General features: G+C 42.1%; 12 protein-coding genes and 1 pseudogene. 4 read left to right on the forward strand and 9 right to left on the reverse strand.

Annotation, left to right across the window (positions count from 1 at the left end; all coding sequences use genetic code 11):
- The 5 genes and pseudogenes from HUN22_RS09270 to HUN22_RS09290 all read right to left on the reverse strand — a co-directional run.
- A pseudogene (locus tag HUN22_RS09270) lies at nt 1-809 on the reverse strand (hypothetical protein); the annotation flags it as partial.
- Nucleotides 810-887: 78 nt separating this feature from the next.
- The gene (acnD, locus tag HUN22_RS09275) at nt 888-3,494 is read right to left on the reverse strand and encodes a Fe/S-dependent 2-methylisocitrate dehydratase AcnD (protein WP_174728416.1); all 2,607 of its coding nucleotides are present in this window, start codon (nt 3,492-3,494) and stop codon (nt 888-890) included.
- Nucleotides 3,494-4,651: a bifunctional 2-methylcitrate synthase/citrate synthase gene (gene prpC / locus HUN22_RS09280; RefSeq protein ID WP_002120737.1), complete on the reverse strand. Its 1,158-nt coding sequence runs from the start codon at nt 4,649-4,651 to the stop codon at nt 3,494-3,496. Before prpC ends, acnD begins: the two co-directional genes overlap by 1 nt.
- A gap of 68 nt (nt 4,652-4,719) precedes the next feature.
- On the reverse strand, nt 4,720-5,604 hold the full coding sequence (gene prpB / locus HUN22_RS09285; RefSeq protein ID WP_005071840.1) for a methylisocitrate lyase: 885 nt from the start codon (nt 5,602-5,604) through the stop codon (nt 4,720-4,722).
- Nucleotides 5,597-6,307 carry a GntR family transcriptional regulator gene (locus HUN22_RS09290; RefSeq protein WP_001153627.1) on the reverse strand — a complete coding sequence of 237 codons (711 nt, stop codon included), beginning with the start codon at nt 6,305-6,307 and terminating at the stop codon, nt 5,597-5,599. The genes prpB and HUN22_RS09290 overlap by 8 nt, the downstream gene beginning before the upstream one ends.
- A gap of 45 nt (nt 6,308-6,352) precedes the next feature.
- On the opposite strand from HUN22_RS09290, the gene HUN22_RS09295 reads away from it, so the two are divergent.
- Nucleotides 6,353-6,487, forward strand: coding sequence for a hypothetical protein (locus tag HUN22_RS09295; protein ID WP_174728419.1), 135 nt, complete (start codon nt 6,353-6,355; stop codon nt 6,485-6,487).
- A gap of 335 nt (nt 6,488-6,822) precedes the next feature.
- Nucleotides 6,823-8,037 carry an aromatic amino acid transaminase gene (locus HUN22_RS09300; RefSeq protein ID WP_174728423.1) on the forward strand — a complete coding sequence of 405 codons (1,215 nt, stop codon included), beginning with the start codon at nt 6,823-6,825 and terminating at the stop codon, nt 8,035-8,037.
- A gap of 48 nt (nt 8,038-8,085) precedes the next feature.
- On the opposite strand, the gene dld is transcribed toward HUN22_RS09300, so the two are convergent.
- From dld to lldP, 4 genes are all read right to left on the reverse strand, one after another.
- Nucleotides 8,086-9,792 carry a D-lactate dehydrogenase gene (dld, locus tag HUN22_RS09305; RefSeq protein ID WP_174728426.1) on the reverse strand — a complete coding sequence of 569 codons (1,707 nt, stop codon included), beginning with the start codon at nt 9,790-9,792 and terminating at the stop codon, nt 8,086-8,088.
- A 291-nt stretch (nt 9,793-10,083) separates the two neighbouring features.
- Entirely contained in the window at nt 10,084-11,229 is a 1,146-nt protein-coding gene (lldD, locus tag HUN22_RS09310; protein ID WP_002050500.1) for an FMN-dependent L-lactate dehydrogenase LldD, read from the reverse strand.
- Entirely contained in the window at nt 11,226-11,978 is a 753-nt protein-coding gene (gene lldR, locus HUN22_RS09315; protein ID WP_002120807.1) for a transcriptional regulator LldR, read from the reverse strand. The genes lldD and lldR overlap by 4 nt, the downstream gene beginning before the upstream one ends.
- Nucleotides 11,979-11,997: 19 nt before the next feature.
- Complete coding sequence (lldP, locus tag HUN22_RS09320; protein WP_174728429.1) at nt 11,998-13,665, reverse strand: L-lactate permease; 1,668 nt, start codon at nt 13,663-13,665, stop codon at nt 11,998-12,000.
- Nucleotides 13,666-14,038: 373 nt separating this feature from the next.
- On the opposite strand from lldP, the gene HUN22_RS09325 reads away from it, so the two are divergent.
- Both HUN22_RS09325 and HUN22_RS09330 read left to right on the forward strand, forming a co-directional pair.
- Nucleotides 14,039-15,409: a phosphomannomutase CpsG gene (locus tag HUN22_RS09325; RefSeq protein WP_174728432.1), complete on the forward strand. Its 1,371-nt coding sequence runs from the start codon at nt 14,039-14,041 to the stop codon at nt 15,407-15,409.
- A gap of 124 nt (nt 15,410-15,533) precedes the next feature.
- Nucleotides 15,534-15,864 (forward strand): acyltransferase family protein (locus HUN22_RS09330; protein WP_368074577.1); only part of this gene is annotated, 331 nt, incomplete at its 3' end.

Genomic DNA, 15,864 nt, shown 5'->3' on the forward strand with positions numbered 1-15,864 from the left:
TTTAAAACGTCATCAAATGATTCTTTATCTTGAAGAGCAGAACTTTTAAATTCCGCTTTATCTTTTTTAGTCATAGTGGCCCAAATATGACCCACATTTTCATTAATTCTTTTTCGAAGTTGCTCATTTTTCCTTACTACATCTGAGATTTCACTCCAATCATTAGCTATTGGTAAATCTCGAACAACATCCATAGGTACAAAGAATATAGGATTTTTAGAATAAGGATTCTTTATTAATTGAACAACTTGGTCTTTAAGCTCAAAGCGCTCTGTAGGAATATTTAGTTTTTCAACAATATCGATTGTATATTCAAGTATTTGATCATAAATAATATTAGTGACCATATCACTTATCCGATCAGGGCCAATCCCTTCCTCAAATAAAGCTAATGCCATGAATAAGTCAACATCTTCTACACCTAGATCTACAATATCTTTTGCAGTATTCAAAGTTCTATTTACTAATTCAGGTCCCCAGCCAGATCCTTTACCCCCTCCATATCCCAAACATGTGTAATTAATTTCATGAAATAAAAAATCTTTATTCAAATTTCTCCAAGCAATATCTTTAGAGTTTCTTTGCTTTACTACTGATAAAAGTTTAATCGCTCGCTTAAAGAAATTATTGTATGAATTAAAAGCCTTTTCTGACCATATTTTAGACTTTGATTTCGGAATTAACAATGGATCAATAAATAAAGGAGTATCTGCATTCAATATTATATCTATAGCACCTAAGCTATTGAATATTGCTTCACTTTCAGGAAATTGCATTGAAAAGGTTATTGGTTTATTAATTTTTGCCATTTTATAAATATCAAGTAAAAACCCCATCATCAAGATAGGGCTTTTTTTAAACAATATCAATAATGTTTAACTAAAGTATCAAGCCACTTGGCCTTCTAAAAAGTCTTGTGCAAAACGCTGTAATACACCGCCCGCTTCATATACAGAAACTTCTTCTTCTGTATCTAAACGGCAAGTCACAGGCACTTCAACAATCTCTTCTTTACCATCCGCTGTGGCACGTTCAATCACTAAAGTTAAAGTCGAACGCGGCGCAATATTACCAATCACGCTATAAAGCTCTGTACCATCTAGTTTTAAAGTCTTGCGGTTTACACCCGGTTTAAACTCAAGCGGTAACACACCCATACCCACTAAGTTAGTGCGGTGAATACGCTCAAAACCTTCTGCCACAATCGCTTCAACACCAGCAAGGCGTACACCTTTTGCAGCCCAGTCACGGCTTGAACCCTGACCGTAGTCAGCACCCGCGATAATAATTAACGGCTGTTTACGGTTCATGTAGGTTTCAATTGCTTCCCACATACGCATCACTTCGCCTTCTGGCTCTACGCGCGCTTTTGAACCTTGCTTAATGGTACCGTCTGAACGAACCACCATTTCGTTATAGAGTTTCGGGTTGGCAAATGTTGCACGTTGTGCAGTCAAGTGGTCACCACGGTGGGTTGCGTATGAGTTGAAGTCTTCTTCTGGTACGCCCATTTTGTGAAGGTATTCACCCGCAGCCGAGTCCATCAAAATCGCATTTGAAGGCGACAAATGGTCGGTGGTGATGTTGTCACCCAAAATTGCAAGCGGACGCATGTTCGCCAAAGTACGTGGTGCAGCCAACGCCCCTTCCCAATAGGGTGGACGGCGGATGTAAGTACTTTGCGGACGCCAGTCGTAAAGTGGGCTCTTCGCTTGTTCAACTTCGCCCAAGTCAAACATTGGAATGTAGACTTTACGGAACTGTTCAGGCTTCACAGCCTCTTTAACTAAGGCATCAATTTCAGCGTCAGATGGCCAAATGTCTTTGAGGTAAATCGGATTACCTTCTTTGTCATGACCTAGCGCATCTTTTTCGATGTCAAAACGAATCGTACCTGCAATTGCATACGCCACAACAAGCGGTGGAGATGCCAAGAATGCTTGTTTTGCATAAGGATGGATACGGCCATCGAAGTTACGGTTACCAGACAGTACTGCTGTTGCATACAAGTCACGATCAATAATTTCTTGTTGGATGACTGGATCTAATGCACCAGACATACCGTTACACGTCGTACAAGCGTAAGCCACAATACCAAAACCAAGTTGCTCTAAGTCTTTTAGAACGCCCGCTTCTTCAAGGTAAAGTGCAGCAGCTTTTGAACCCGGTGCAAATGATGATTTCACCCAAGGTTTACGAACTAAACCTAGCTCATTCGCCTTACGTGCCAACAAACCTGCCGCCACGGTGTTACGTGGGTTAGAAGTGTTAGTACATGAAGTAATTGCAGCAATAATGATTGCACCATCAGGCATTAAGCCATCAGAACGGTTTTCAACAACACCCGCAATACCTTTTTCTTTAAGGTCCGCAGTTGAAACACGTGCATGTGGGTTTGATGGACCAGCGATGTTACGTGTGACTGTCGACAGGTCAAAACGTAGTACACGTGGGTACTCCGCTTTGGTCATGTCAGAAGCCCAAAGGCCGATTTCTTTTGCGTACTGTTCAACCAATGCCACTTGAGCATCTTCACGGCCTGTTAGGCGTAAGTAGTCGATTGTGTTTTGGTCGATGTAGAACATCGCAGCCGTAGCGCCATATTCCGGCGTCATGTTCGAAATGGTTGCACGGTCGCCCACAGACATGCTGTCAGCGCCTTCACCAAAGAACTCAAGATATGCCCCCACCACACGTTCTTTACGCAAGAACTCGGTTAAGGCAAGTACGATGTCTGTTGCAGTAATGCCTGCCTGACGCTGGCCTACAAACTCAACACCAATAATGTCTGGCAGACGCATCCAAGATGCACGGCCTAGCATTACATTTTCAGCTTCTAAGCCACCCACACCTACAGAAATTACGCCCAAAGCGTCTGTATGTGGCGTATGTGAGTCTGTACCTACGCAAGTGTCTGGGAATGCTACACCATCACGCGCCTGAATCACCGGAGACATTTTCTCTAGGTTAATCTGGTGCATAATACCGTTCCCCGCAGGGATTACATCGACATTTTTAAATGCTGTTTTGGTCCACTCAATAAAGTGGAAACGGTCTTCATTACGGCGGTCTTCGACAGCACGGTTTTTTGCAAAAGCGTCTGGGTCAGCACCACCATATTCCACTGCTAAAGAGTGGTCGACAATGAGTTGTGTTGGTACAACTGGGTTAACTTTAGATGGGTCACCGCCTTTGTCAGCAATCGCATCACGCAAACCTGCAAGGTCAACCAAAGCTGTTTGACCCAAAATGTCATGACACACCACGCGTGCAGGGTACCAAGGAAAGTCCAAGTCCTGACGGCGTTCAATTAACTGCGTTAAATAAGCAGTTAAGTTCTCGGCATCGGCACGACGTACCAATTGCTCTGCGAGTACTTTTGAGGTGTAAGGCAGTTTTTCGTATGCGCCTGGCTGAATATCTTCAACGGCTTGACGCACGTCGTAATATTCAAGCTGGGTACCTGCCAGCGGTTTACGGTATTTTGTGTTCATTAACCACGCTCCGCCAATGGTTTAAATTCGAGGTTTTCAGGGCCTGTGTAGTTCGCACTTGGACGAATGATTTTGCCGTCTTGGCGTTGTTCAATCACGTGCGCTGACCAGCCTGCTGTACGTGCAATCACAAACAGTGGTGTGAACATTGCAGTTGGAACACCCATTAAGTGATAGCTTACTGCACTGAACCAGTCGAGGTTCGGGAACATGTTTTTCACTTCTTTCATCACGGCTTCTAAACGCTCAGCGATGAGGTACATTTTGGTGTTCTCTTGTGCTTGTGCTAAGTCATGCGCTACTTTCTTGATCACTTCGTTACGTGGGTCAGAAACTGTATATACAGGGTGACCAAAACCAATCACGACTTCTTTATTTTCAACACGTTTGCGAATGTCTGCTTCTGCTTCGTCTGCGTTGTCGTAACGTTGTTGAATGACGAAAGCAACTTCGTTTGCACCGCCATGTTTAGGTCCACGAAGCGCGCCAATACCACCTGTAATTGCCGAGTACATGTCAGAGCCTGTACCAGCCACTACACGTGACGTAAATGTTGATGCGTTGAACTCGTGCTCAGCATACAAAATCAGAGAGGTATGCATTGCTTGAATCCATTCTTCAGATGGTTTCTCGCCATGAAGTAAATGTAAGAAATGCGCTGCAATTGAGTCGTCATCTGTTTCAACTTCAATACGACGACCGTTGTTGCTGAAGTGGTACCAATAAAGCAGCATTGAGCCTAGGCTTGCCATTAATTTATCAGCAATATCTTTTGCGCCTGCTTCGTTATGATCTTCGTGTTCTGGCGTTAAACAACCTAGAACTGAAACACCAGTACGCATCACATCCATTGGGTGTGCAGATGGAGGAAGTTGTTCAAGTGCAGTTTTCAGTGCTGCTGGTAAGCCACGAAGTGCTTTTAATTTTGCCTTATAGGCTTTAAGTTCAGCTTTGTTTGGTAATTTGCCATGTACGAGCAAGTGAGCAACTTCTTCAAACTGGCTACCTGCTGCAAGGTCAAGAATGTCATAGCCACGATAGTGTAAGTCGTTACCGCTACGTCCTACGGTACATAGTGCTGTGTTGCCGGCAACTTGTCCGCTCAGTGCAACTGATTTTTTTGGTTTGAAGCCTGTTGTTGTTTCATTTGAGCTCATAAGATTTTCCTTTCCTATCTATCTGAATTTATTTATTAAGCACGACGGAGTCGTACCATTTTCACTTCTTATTTCTTTTTAGCAAATGCGTTGTCTAAGTAGTCTTCAAACGCGTAGTAGTTAATGCGTTCATATAACTCTTTACGCGTCTGCATAATATCAATCACGTTCTTTTGCGTGCCTTCTTTACGCAAGGTTTCATACACAGTTTCGGCTGCTTTGTTCATCGCACGGAAAGCAGAAAGCGGATAAAGCGCAAGGCTTACATCGGCAGATGCTAACTCTTCAGTGGTAAACAGTGGTGTAGAACCAAACTCGGTAATGTTTGCCAAAATTGGTGCACCAGTCTTCTGAGCAAATTGCTTGTACATATCAAGCTCGGTAATTGCTTCAGGGAATAACATGTCTGCACCCGCTTCAATGTAAGCACCTGCACGGTCAATTGCAGCTTGTAAGCCATCTACTGCCAATGCATCGGTACGCGCCATAATCACAAAGCTGTCATCACCACGCGCATCAACCGCAGCTTTAATACGGTCAACCATTTCTTCTTGAGTCACAATGGCTTTGTTCGGACGGTGACCACAACGTTTTGCGCCCACTTGGTCTTCAATGTGCATTGCCGCGGCACCAAACTTGATAAGTGCTTTTGTAGTTCGAGCAATGTTAAATGCAGAAGCACCAAAACCTGTGTCCGCATCGACCAATAAAGGAAGATCACAGACATCGGTAATACGGCGTACGTCGGTCAACACATCATCAAGGTTACTAATTCCTAAATCAGGTAAGCCTAAAGAACCAGCGGCTACACCACCACCTGATAAGTAAATCGCTTTATAACCTGCACGTTTTGCCAAAAGTGCATGATTGGCGTTGATGGTTCCAACCACTTGTAATGGCTTTTCTTGGGCTACTGCATCGCGAAATAGCTGACCTGCGGATTGTTTAGCCATTGTTATGTTCTCCTTGTGCTTGTAGCAGTGTTTGCTCAATAATTTTGTAAGAAGCATTGATATGTCGATGCATGAGCAGCTCGGCAAGTTCACCATCGCCTTCTGCAATTGCATCTAAAATACGGATGTGTTCGTCCCAAGCTTTGCTCGGTCGATCGGGGGTGTTTGAAAACTGAATTCGGTACATACGGATGAGGTGATAAAGCTCATCACATAGCATTTTTTCTAGGGTTTTATTGCCACTACTTTTGATAATGCAGTAGTGAAAATCGTCCTGCCCTTCTTGCAAGTAATATCCTTTACCTGCTTTAAAGTTTTCATCTTCGGCATGCATACGCAAAACATCGCGTAGCGCCAAAATTTGCTTTTTATCAATATGCTGTGCCGCAAGTTTGCAAGCTAAACCTTCTAAAGACGCACGAATCTGGTAAAGCTCTTTAAATTGTTGCAGTGACAGCGAAACCACGCGCGCGCCCACATGTGCAGTACGCTCAACCAAACGTTGCCCTTCAAGGCGATGAATCGCCTCACGTAAAGGCCCGCGGCTGATACCATAAGTGCGTGCCAGTTCAGGTTCAGAAATTTTGCTACCTGCCGGAATTTGACCCAAAACAATCGCCGTCTGTATTTGTTTAAATACATTCTCGGTCAGTGTTCTTCCCTGACTTTGTAGAGGCTCTGGTGCGAAGGTCAAATCTTGCATATTGTCGACAATTTTTAATCAATTATGAGTTTTATAGCGGTATGAATGAAAAAAATCAAGGTGATTGTTGACACTTTACAGAACGCATCAGGTCAAATTTTATCGTTAGACCTGTTATCTCACCTTATATTTAAACCATTAAGCCACTTGCAAATTAATATTTATAAAACAACAAGTTAATATCAATTTATCTACGGATTTATAGCACTTTTTCAGTTGCTTTTCGGCCTCTAATCTTTTGTTTCAAACTTTAGTCTACAACCAATGTATTACAGCGAGATTGTAGACAATCTGCTTGAATGAGATCAGGAGTTATAAATTAGTATCTATTTACCGTAATTTCTTTTAAATCTTTTTATCATTTTCATCGAGAAAATATCGATATTAGTGAAATTATAAGGTGCTTCACGGTAGCTTTATTGATACATTATTGAGCATCGACATAGTTGTGGCGTATTTTTCGAGACAGAAAAAACCAAACACTATGCATATTGTTGAATGAAAGGACTTTTTTGATGTTTCAACATATCCCCCCATACGCAGGCGATCCAATTCTCTCTTTAATGGAACAGTTCAATGCTGATACTCGTTCTGAAAAAGTAAACTTGAGTATTGGTCTTTACTATAACGAAGACAGTATTGTTCCTCAGTTAGAGACCATTATTGAAGCGCAAAAGCGTATCGAGCCTAAAAACGGTAAAACCAAACTTTATTTGCCAATGGAAGGCTTCAAACCTTACCGTGAAGCAATTCAAGCACTTTTATTTGGTGCAAATAGCTCAGCAGTTAAAGCTGGCCGTGCTGTGACCATCCAAACACTTGGTGGTTCAGGTGCATTGAAAGTTGGTGCTGACTTCTTAAAAACTTATTTCCCAAATTCAGATGTTTGGGTAAGCCAACCAACTTGGGATAACCACGTTGCGATTTTCAATGGCGCTGGCATCAAAACTCATTTCTACCCATATTTCGACAACGAAACGCGTGGCGTAGATTTTGACGGTATGTTGTCTACACTTAAAACTTTGCCTGAGCAAAGCATTGTGTTGTTGCACCCATGCTGCCACAACCCAACGGGTGCTGATTTAAACCCAGCACAATGGGACCAAGTGATTGCAGTATTAAAAGACCGTAACCTTATTCCATTTCTAGACATCGCTTACCAAGGTTTTGGTGACGGTATGGAAGAAGATGCGTATGCAATCCGTGCTTTAGACCAAGCGGGTCTAAACTTCATTGTGAGCAACTCGTTCTCTAAAATCTTCTCTTTATATGGTGAGCGCGTTGGCGGTTTAACTTTCGTATGTGACGATGCAGAAGCTGCTCAGTGTACATTTGGTCAGTTAAAAGCAACTGTACGCCGTATTTACTCTAGCCCTCCTACAACAGGTGCTTGGTTAGTTGATGAAGTGTTAAATGACGCTGCACTTAACCAACAATGGCAAGGTGAAGTGAAAGAGATGCGTGAGCGTATTATTAAAATGCGTAGCATCTTGAAAGACGAACTGACTAAAGCATTACCAGACCGTGACTTTAGCTACCTTGTAAACCAAAAAGGTATGTTCAGCTACACAGGTTTAACTGCTGAGCAAGTAGATATCTTGCGTGAAGAATATGCAATCTACTTAGTACGTAGTGGTCGTATTTGTGTAGCAGGTTTAAACATGAACAATGTTTACACTGTTGCTAAAGCAGTTGCAGAAGTGCTTGCTAAATCAACAGAAGCAGCATAAATCACCTATTTAAAAAGGCGCTTCGGCGCCTTTTTTTATGTCTCAATATTAAGATTTTGCTTTGCCCCAGTACTTCAATTTTGAGGTGTGACCAATACCTACGTTAAAGCTATTGGTTGGGTCGAGTTTTTGATAGAAATTGGCTAATGCAGGTTTGGCAATGTAAAGATGCCCAACATTATGCTCTGCCGGATATTCAGCACGGCGCGCATCGAGTAATTTCCACATTTGATGTTCCATTTCTAACGGATCATTGCCCTTTTTAAGAATATAGTCCTGATGGAAAACATGGCAAAAGAAATGCCCATAATAGAGTTTATGGAGAATTTTATTTTCCATCTCGGCTGGCAGTTGCTCTACCCATTCGCGGTCATTACGACGTAACGCAATATCAAGCGCCACAATATCTTCCACTTCACTACGATGCGTATCGCGATAACGAATAGCCGCTCCTGCAATCGCAAAGCGGTGTAAGAACGCCTTTCGCCCTTCCTCTTCACTACATACGAAATAGCTGCCTGACGGATGCACTGCAAAATATTCTTTTAAAAACTGCTCGGTTTGTGCTTTTGAATTATTTTCGACACGTAGTACCAAATGGTGCTCATAACGATCTCGATATTCTGTCATACGCTTAGGCAAATGACTCGGTAAAAAGAAGGTAATGGCCTGCAAAATATGATCTGTTAAGCCTTTAATTTTAAATTTTTCTAAGAAGCCATCAACTTTATCTTTCATCGCAAAAGCTTTTGGAACATTGGCTGTACCGAACTTTTCAATAAATAAAAAGGTGTCTTTTCCGTACTTTTCCCCAATTAAATAAGCATCTCGGTGAATATATTCACCCGCAATCGGCAAGCTTGGCAGTGAGGTCAGTAAATAACGGCGAATCGCTGTTAAATCATCGGCATCATTAGTACCAATATAAAAGACATTGCTCTCTACTTTTTCATAGGTATCAAGGCGTACCGCAAACACACAAACTTTACCTGCCGAACCCGAGGCCTCAAACAAACGTGACGGGTCTGCATTAAAACGAGCAGGCGTATCTTCATCAACTTGAGTCACATCATGTGCATAGCGATGGTCCGACGCCTGCTTTTCGCCATCATCTAAAATATCTACAGCTTGATATTGCTGCTTCTCTAAACGAGTTAAAATTTCTTCAGGAGTCGAGCCTAAATTCACCCCTAAATGGTTCACCAGTTCTAATTGACCAGCAGCGTTCACCTGAGCATATAACGCCAGTTCAGTGTATGCAGGGCCACGGCGCACCAAGGCCCCCCCAGAGTTATTACACACACCGCCTAGTACCGATGCACCAATACAAGATGAACCAATCACCGAATGCGGCTCACGGTCATAGCCTTTTAAAATTTGCTCTAAATTATCTAAGGTTGCACCCGGTAAACAAATCACTTGCTTACCCTCGTGAATAACTTGAATGCCCTTTAAGCGGCGCGTACTCATGACCAACACAGGACGGTCATAATCATCGCCATATGGCGTTGAACCACCAGTGAGTCCTGTATTTGCTGCCTGCATAATCACAATACAGTCTGCATCAATTGCTGCCTGCAAAACCTGCCATTGCTCTAACAATGTGCCTGGCACCACCACAGCAAGCACTTTCCCCTCACCAAAACGACGACCTTGTCGGTACTGACGCGTGCTTTGATCATCGATCAAAACATAAGAACGCCCTACAATATTTTGTAATCGTTCGATCACTGCTTGAGGAGAAAATGTTTGCATGATGGTTTCCTTTTGGTCATCCATTTATAAAATTAGACCAACACGACGGGATCTTACCGTTTGTAATTTATAATTTAATTAGCTCATTCTCTAATTTGAATCAGCCCTATATCTACTATCGTGGTGGCGGCATGGATGCCGCCGTTTCGATGCGGTAGCAAGGACGTACCGTCATCGAAACTAAAGTTTTTGGTTACTTTTTTAAAAAAGTAACGTCAATTAGCTACTTCCATTGAACTTTTTCCGATAAGACTCCGTCGTGCCAATATCATCAAAGTTAATACGAAAATATTAGAGCTTCATCGCCTGTACTAAACAATCCGCATTAATATCCGAAATAGACTTAGCACCCGTGAGCGTCATCGCAACACGCATTTCTTTATCAATCAAATCAAGCAAATTCGACACCCCTTGCCCACCTGCTGCTGCCAAGGCATACACAAACGCACGGCCCAGTAAAACCGTATCGGCCCCAAGCGCCAACATACGCACTACATCTAAACCATTACGAATGCCTGAGTCTGCCAAAATCGCCAAATCACCTTTAACTGCATCAGCAATTGCAGGTAATGCACGAGCAGAAGACATCACACCATCTAACTGACGACCACCGTGATTCGATACCACAATACCGTCAGCACCAAAACGCACAGCATCTTTGGCATCTTCAGGGTCTAAAATACCCTTAATCACCATTGGGCCATCCCAAAACTCACGGATCCACTCAAGGTCTTTCCATGAAATTGATGGGTCAAAGTTCGAGCCTAACCAGCCGATATAGTCTTCAAGCCCAGTTGGTTTACCTAAATATTTAGAAATATTACCCAAGTCGTGCGGACGTCCCATTAGGCCGACATTCCATGACCAGTGCGGATGGAACATAGACTGCATATAACGACGCATTGCAGCATTTGGTCCACTCATACCCGAATGGGCATCCCGATAACGCGCCCCTGGCACAGGCATATCTACGGTAAATACCAGTGTTGAACAACCTGCTGCTTTTGCACGTTCCAAAGCATTACGCATAAAACCACGGTCACGTAATACATAAAGCTGGAACCACATTGGACGGTTAATTGCAGGTGCAACTTCTTCAATCGGACACACTGAAACCGTTGAAAGCGTAAATGGAATGCCCTTTTTATCGGCTGCCATCGCGGCTTGAACTTCACCACGGCGCGCATACATGCCCGTTAAACCTACAGGCGCTAATGCAACTGGCATAGACAAGGTTTCGTTAAACAGTTTTGTCTCTAAACTTAACGCTGACATGTCATTCAGCACACGTTGACGCAATGCAATTTCTGACAAATCTTGTACGTTCCGCTTTAAGGTATATTCCGAATACGCTCCACCATCAATGTAATGAAATAAAAATGGCGGTAAGCGACGTTGTGCCGCAGCACGGTAATCATTGCCAGAAGAAATAATCATTTTGAATCAACTCTATTTAAACGGTTTGCACGTTTCTGGCGAGCTTCGTCTTCATCCAGAGAACGCACATGATTAATCACAAATTCAATATGACCGCAGACAGCTTGGCGTGCGGCCTCGGGATCTTTACGATCAATAGCATCCATCACTTGAAAATGCTGCTCACTGAGCAAGTCACCATTGACTGGGTCGTTATAAACTTTTTTACGTCCCAACAAGACGTTGTATTGCAGCAAATCAAACAGGCTACGCATCATTTGAATCAGCACCACATTATGAGATGCTTCAGCAATCGCTAAGTGGAATTCAGCATCCGCCACCGCAGCCTGTGCTGAGTCACCCGCATTTTGGTGGCGACTAATTTCATTAAAATAATGATGAATTTTGGCGCGGTCTTCAGGCGTTGAGCGTAATGCGGCATACCAAGCCGTGCCGCCTTCAAGTAATAACCGCGCCTCTTGCACATCAAAACGGTACAGCGGATCTTCTTCAATCAAGTTACTAATTGGGTTCACAATTAATTGCTGTGGCCACTGTTCAGGCAACTGTTGAATATAAGTCCCATCGCCACGGCGGCTACTGAGCACCCCTTGACTATTGAGCTGCTGAATTGCTTCACGCAAAGACGGACGAGAAACTCCTAAGCTAGTTGCAAGCTGGCGCTCGGCAGGCAAACGGTCACCTTTTTTCATATGACGCTCTTCAATTAATGCCTGCAATTTCATGACCACTTGATCGGAGATTCTCATCGCGTTTCCTTCACTGGAGTTATGGAATCATCCACGGAACCAGATAAGCCTGAACCGTAATAATGATGCCAACAAAGACAGTGAATATGATGCTATGTTTTACCGTGAAACGGAACAAGTCAGATTCTTTTCCAACTAAGCCTACTGCTGCACACGCAATCGCAATTGACTGTGGAGAAATCATCTTACCTGTCACGCCACCACTGGTATTGGCAGCCACCAATAATACTTCTGGAATACCAATCTGCTGAGCTGTGGTCGCCTGTAATGCCGAGAACAAAGCATTTGAAGATGTATCTGAACCCGTAAGGAACACACCAAGCCAGCCCAAAAATGGCGAGAAGAAAGTAAACGCATGACCTGTATGCGATAGAGCCAAAGCTAAAGTTGCAGATAAACCTGAATAGTTCGCAATGAAAGCAAACGCCAACACCATACCAATCGAGTAAATCGGTGTTTTTAACTCATTGAGTGTTTCACCAAAAGTTGTTACGGCCTCACTTGCTTTCATTTTCAAGAAAATAGCAGTGATAATTGCAGCAATAAAAATTGCCGTACCTGTTGCAGAGAACCAGTCAAACTTATAAATCGCTTCGTATGGTTTCATCTCTGCCACAATCGGCGGCATTTTTTCGACCAATTTATGCAAGTACGGCACTTCAAGTTTGAAAATCCAGTGCTCAAGAGCACCATCTTTTGCAAATAATGCTTTAAATGGCTTAACACTCCAGATGGTGACCATCACCGTTAAGATGGCAAATGGAGACCACGCCTTAGCAATTTTCCCAATACTGTAACGTTGAACCGTTGTAGGTTGCTGAATTAGAGTTTGGCCAGCTTCAGGTTCAAAGCGGAAAATATGTTTTGGTTTCCAGAAACGGAACAACACAGTCAGGCTGACCAATGAAGCAATTGCAGCAGTAATGTCTGGTAATTCAGGGCCAATAAAGTTAGATGTAAGATATTGGGCAATCGCAAAAGCGCCACCACCCACTAATACAGCAGGCCAAGTTTCTTTAACACCACGCCAGCCATCCATAATCGCCATAATCCAGAACAATACGATAATGACTAAAAATGGCAACTGACGCCCCACCATCTGGCTAATTTCCATGGTATCTACACCAGAAACCTGCCCCGCCACAATAATTGGAATACCCATTGCACCAAATGCCACTGGCGCCGTATTTACAATCAAACATAAACCAGCTGCGTAAAGTGGCTTAAAGCCTAAACCAACAAGCAGTGCAGCCGTAATTGCGACAGGAGCACCAAAACCCGCTGCCCCTTCAAGGAAAGTACCAAATGCAAAACCAACCAATAGCATTTGCAGACGTTGGTCTTCGGTAATCGACAAAATGCTTGAACGAATAATCTCAAACTGGCCTGTCTTTACCGAAATTTTGTATAAAAAAACTGCCCCGATAATGATCCATGAAATTGGCCATAGACCGTAGAAGAAACCATAAATGATCGACGCGAATGCCATTTGACCTGGCATTTGATAGAAAAAGAGAGCAATCAATAATGCAATAATGACTGTGCCTGTACCGGCAATACTGCCTTTTAAACGAAAAACAGCCAATGCTAAAAAGAAGAAAATAATCGGGATTAATGCAACCGCACTGGACAGCCAAATATTATTTAAAGGGTCATAAAGTTGTTGCCACATATTGAGCATTGTCATCTCCTTGAAATGCTGGGGCGAATTTTTGTACCTTAAATCTTTAAACATTTAACACAATTGGTATTACCAATTAAAATTTAAGTGCAAATGCTATTCCTTAAATCACAGATTGCATCATAAACACAGCCACTTGTAGGGTCAACCATTAAATAATTATCATAATTGGTATGACCAATACTATTAAGTAAAATCAAGCAATTTCTAATTTATAAATTTAATTATTAGACTAAAGTCGTAAAAATATTTTTTATAAATTTAGATTGAGTCTATAGAAATGAAGTGAAAAATTTGAATATAAAAACTATAAACATACCTGTTTCATGATCTATGTATAATGTGCACACAACTCAAACCACATGTATTGAATTGAATAATGACTACTTTAACGTGTTTTAAAGCTTATGATATCCGAGGCAAACTCGGCACCGAATTGAATGAAGAAATCGCCTATAAAATTGGCCGCGCTTACGGACAAATCTATAAACCAAAGACTGTTGTTGTAGGTTGTGATATTCGTCTAAGCAGTGAGGATTTAAAACAAGCAACCATCCGCGGTTTAAATGATGCGGGTGTCAATGTGCTTGACTTAGGCATGACAGGTACTGAAGAAGTTTACTTCGCCGCTTTTCATTTAGATGTACAAGGTGGTATTGAAGTTACTGCTAGTCATAACCCAATGGACTATAATGGTATGAAATTGGTTCGAGAAAATGCTCGTCCAATTAGTGCAGATACGGGTTTAAAAGAAATTCAAGCTTTAGCAGAAACCAATAACTTTGAAGAAGTTAGCCAAAAAGGTACAACGCAAAGTTATAACATTTTGCCCGAGTTCGTTGACCACTTAATTACCTATATTGAACCTGCAAAAATTCGCCCCCTTAAATTGGTGGTAAACGCAGGTAATGGTGCAGCTGGTCATGTCATTGATGCCATTGAAGAAAAATTTAAAGTGCTTAATGTACCTGTTGAATTTATTAAAATTCACCATGAAGCAGATGGTACGTTCCCAAATGGAATTCCCAACCCAATTTTAATTGAAAACCGTGACAGTACTCGAAATGCTGTACTTGAGCATAAAGCCGATATGGGAATTGCATGGGACGGCGACTTTGACCGCTGTTTCTTGTTCGATGAAAAAGGTCAGTTCATTGAAGGCTACTATATTGTTGGTCTATTGGCTCAAGCTTTCTTGATTAAACAGTCAGGCGAGAAAATTGTGCATGACCCACGTTTAGTGTGGAACACATTTGATATCGTAGAAGAATACAAAGGCATTGCCGTACAGTCAAAATCTGGTCATGCATTCATTAAAGATGTCATGCGTGAACACAATGCTGTATATGGTGGTGAAATGAGTGCCCATCACTATTTCCGTGACTTTGCTTACTGCGACAGCGGTATGATTCCGTGGTTACTTACCGTTGCCTTACTTTCTGAAACAGGACAATCACTTTCGACCTTAGTTGAAAATATGATTACCAAGTTTCCTTGCAGTGGTGAAATCAACTTTAAAGTGGCTGATACACAGATCACTATTCAAAAGATTTTCGATTTCTACGCCGAGCAAAACCCAGAAATTGACCGCACCGATGGTGTAAGCCTCGACTTTGGTGCATGGCGCTTTAATGTGCGTGCTTCAAACACTGAGCCTTTATTACGTCTTAATATTGAAAGCCGTGCAGACCGCCAGGCTCAGCCAATGCAGTATTATGTAGATGAATTGACTGGGTTGATTCAAAATTAAAAGATTTATTATATTTTAATTGCTTAAGGGTTAGATTTAACAAAATCTTACCCTTGTTTTTATTTTCTAGGGTTGAAATAGCTTCATGACAAGATATGAATCATTGGATTGGTTAAGGGGTCTAATGGCTCTTACAATTATGATCTACCATTTAGTAAGTTGGCAGTTATTTCATCCTGAAGCAGGCAATATACTCGGTAACTTTGGTATCTATGGGGTTTCGATCTTTTTTGTTTTATCGGGCTTAAGTATGGCCCTTGCTTATCATCATTTTATAAAAGATATTAAAAGTTATACCTCTTTCTTTATACGCAGGATCTTTAGAATATGGCCTTTATTATGGCTAGCCATTATTTTAATAAGTATAGAGAACTTTAGACTATACGCAGAATTAGATTCTTGGAAAATATTTATTAATTTAACCACATTATTTGGATTTATTTCCCCAACTGAAT

It is taken from the genome of Acinetobacter lactucae (assembly GCF_013344765.1).
Lineage (GTDB): Bacteria > Pseudomonadota > Gammaproteobacteria > Pseudomonadales > Moraxellaceae > Acinetobacter > Acinetobacter lactucae_A.

What these genes read in the sequence shown, in the direction of transcription:
- HUN22_RS09295 (WP_174728419.1), top strand. Translation starts at nt 6,353, where the DNA reads ATGAAAAAAATCAAGGTGATTGTTGACACTTTACAGAACGCATCAGGT.
- lldR (WP_002120807.1), bottom strand. Translation starts at nt 11,978, where the DNA reads ATGAGAATCTCCGATCAAGTGGTCATGAAATTGCAGGCATTAATTGAA.
- dld (WP_174728426.1), bottom strand. Translation starts at nt 9,792, where the DNA reads ATGCAAACATTTTCTCCTCAAGCAGTGATCGAACGATTACAAAATATT.
- prpC (WP_002120737.1), bottom strand. Translation starts at nt 4,651, where the DNA reads ATGAGCTCAAATGAAACAACAACAGGCTTCAAACCAAAAAAATCAGTT.
- HUN22_RS09300 (WP_174728423.1), top strand. Translation starts at nt 6,823, where the DNA reads ATGTTTCAACATATCCCCCCATACGCAGGCGATCCAATTCTCTCTTTA.
- HUN22_RS09325 (WP_174728432.1), top strand. Translation starts at nt 14,039, where the DNA reads ATGACTACTTTAACGTGTTTTAAAGCTTATGATATCCGAGGCAAACTC.
- lldD (WP_002050500.1), bottom strand. Translation starts at nt 11,229, where the DNA reads ATGATTATTTCTTCTGGCAATGATTACCGTGCTGCGGCACAACGTCGC.
- prpB (WP_005071840.1), bottom strand. Translation starts at nt 5,604, where the DNA reads ATGGCTAAACAATCCGCAGGTCAGCTATTTCGCGATGCAGTAGCCCAA.
- acnD (WP_174728416.1), bottom strand. Translation starts at nt 3,494, where the DNA reads ATGAACACAAAATACCGTAAACCGCTGGCAGGTACCCAGCTTGAATAT.
- lldP (WP_174728429.1), bottom strand. Translation starts at nt 13,665, where the DNA reads ATGACAATGCTCAATATGTGGCAACAACTTTATGACCCTTTAAATAAT.
- HUN22_RS09290 (WP_001153627.1), bottom strand. Translation starts at nt 6,307, where the DNA reads ATGCAAGATTTGACCTTCGCACCAGAGCCTCTACAAAGTCAGGGAAGA.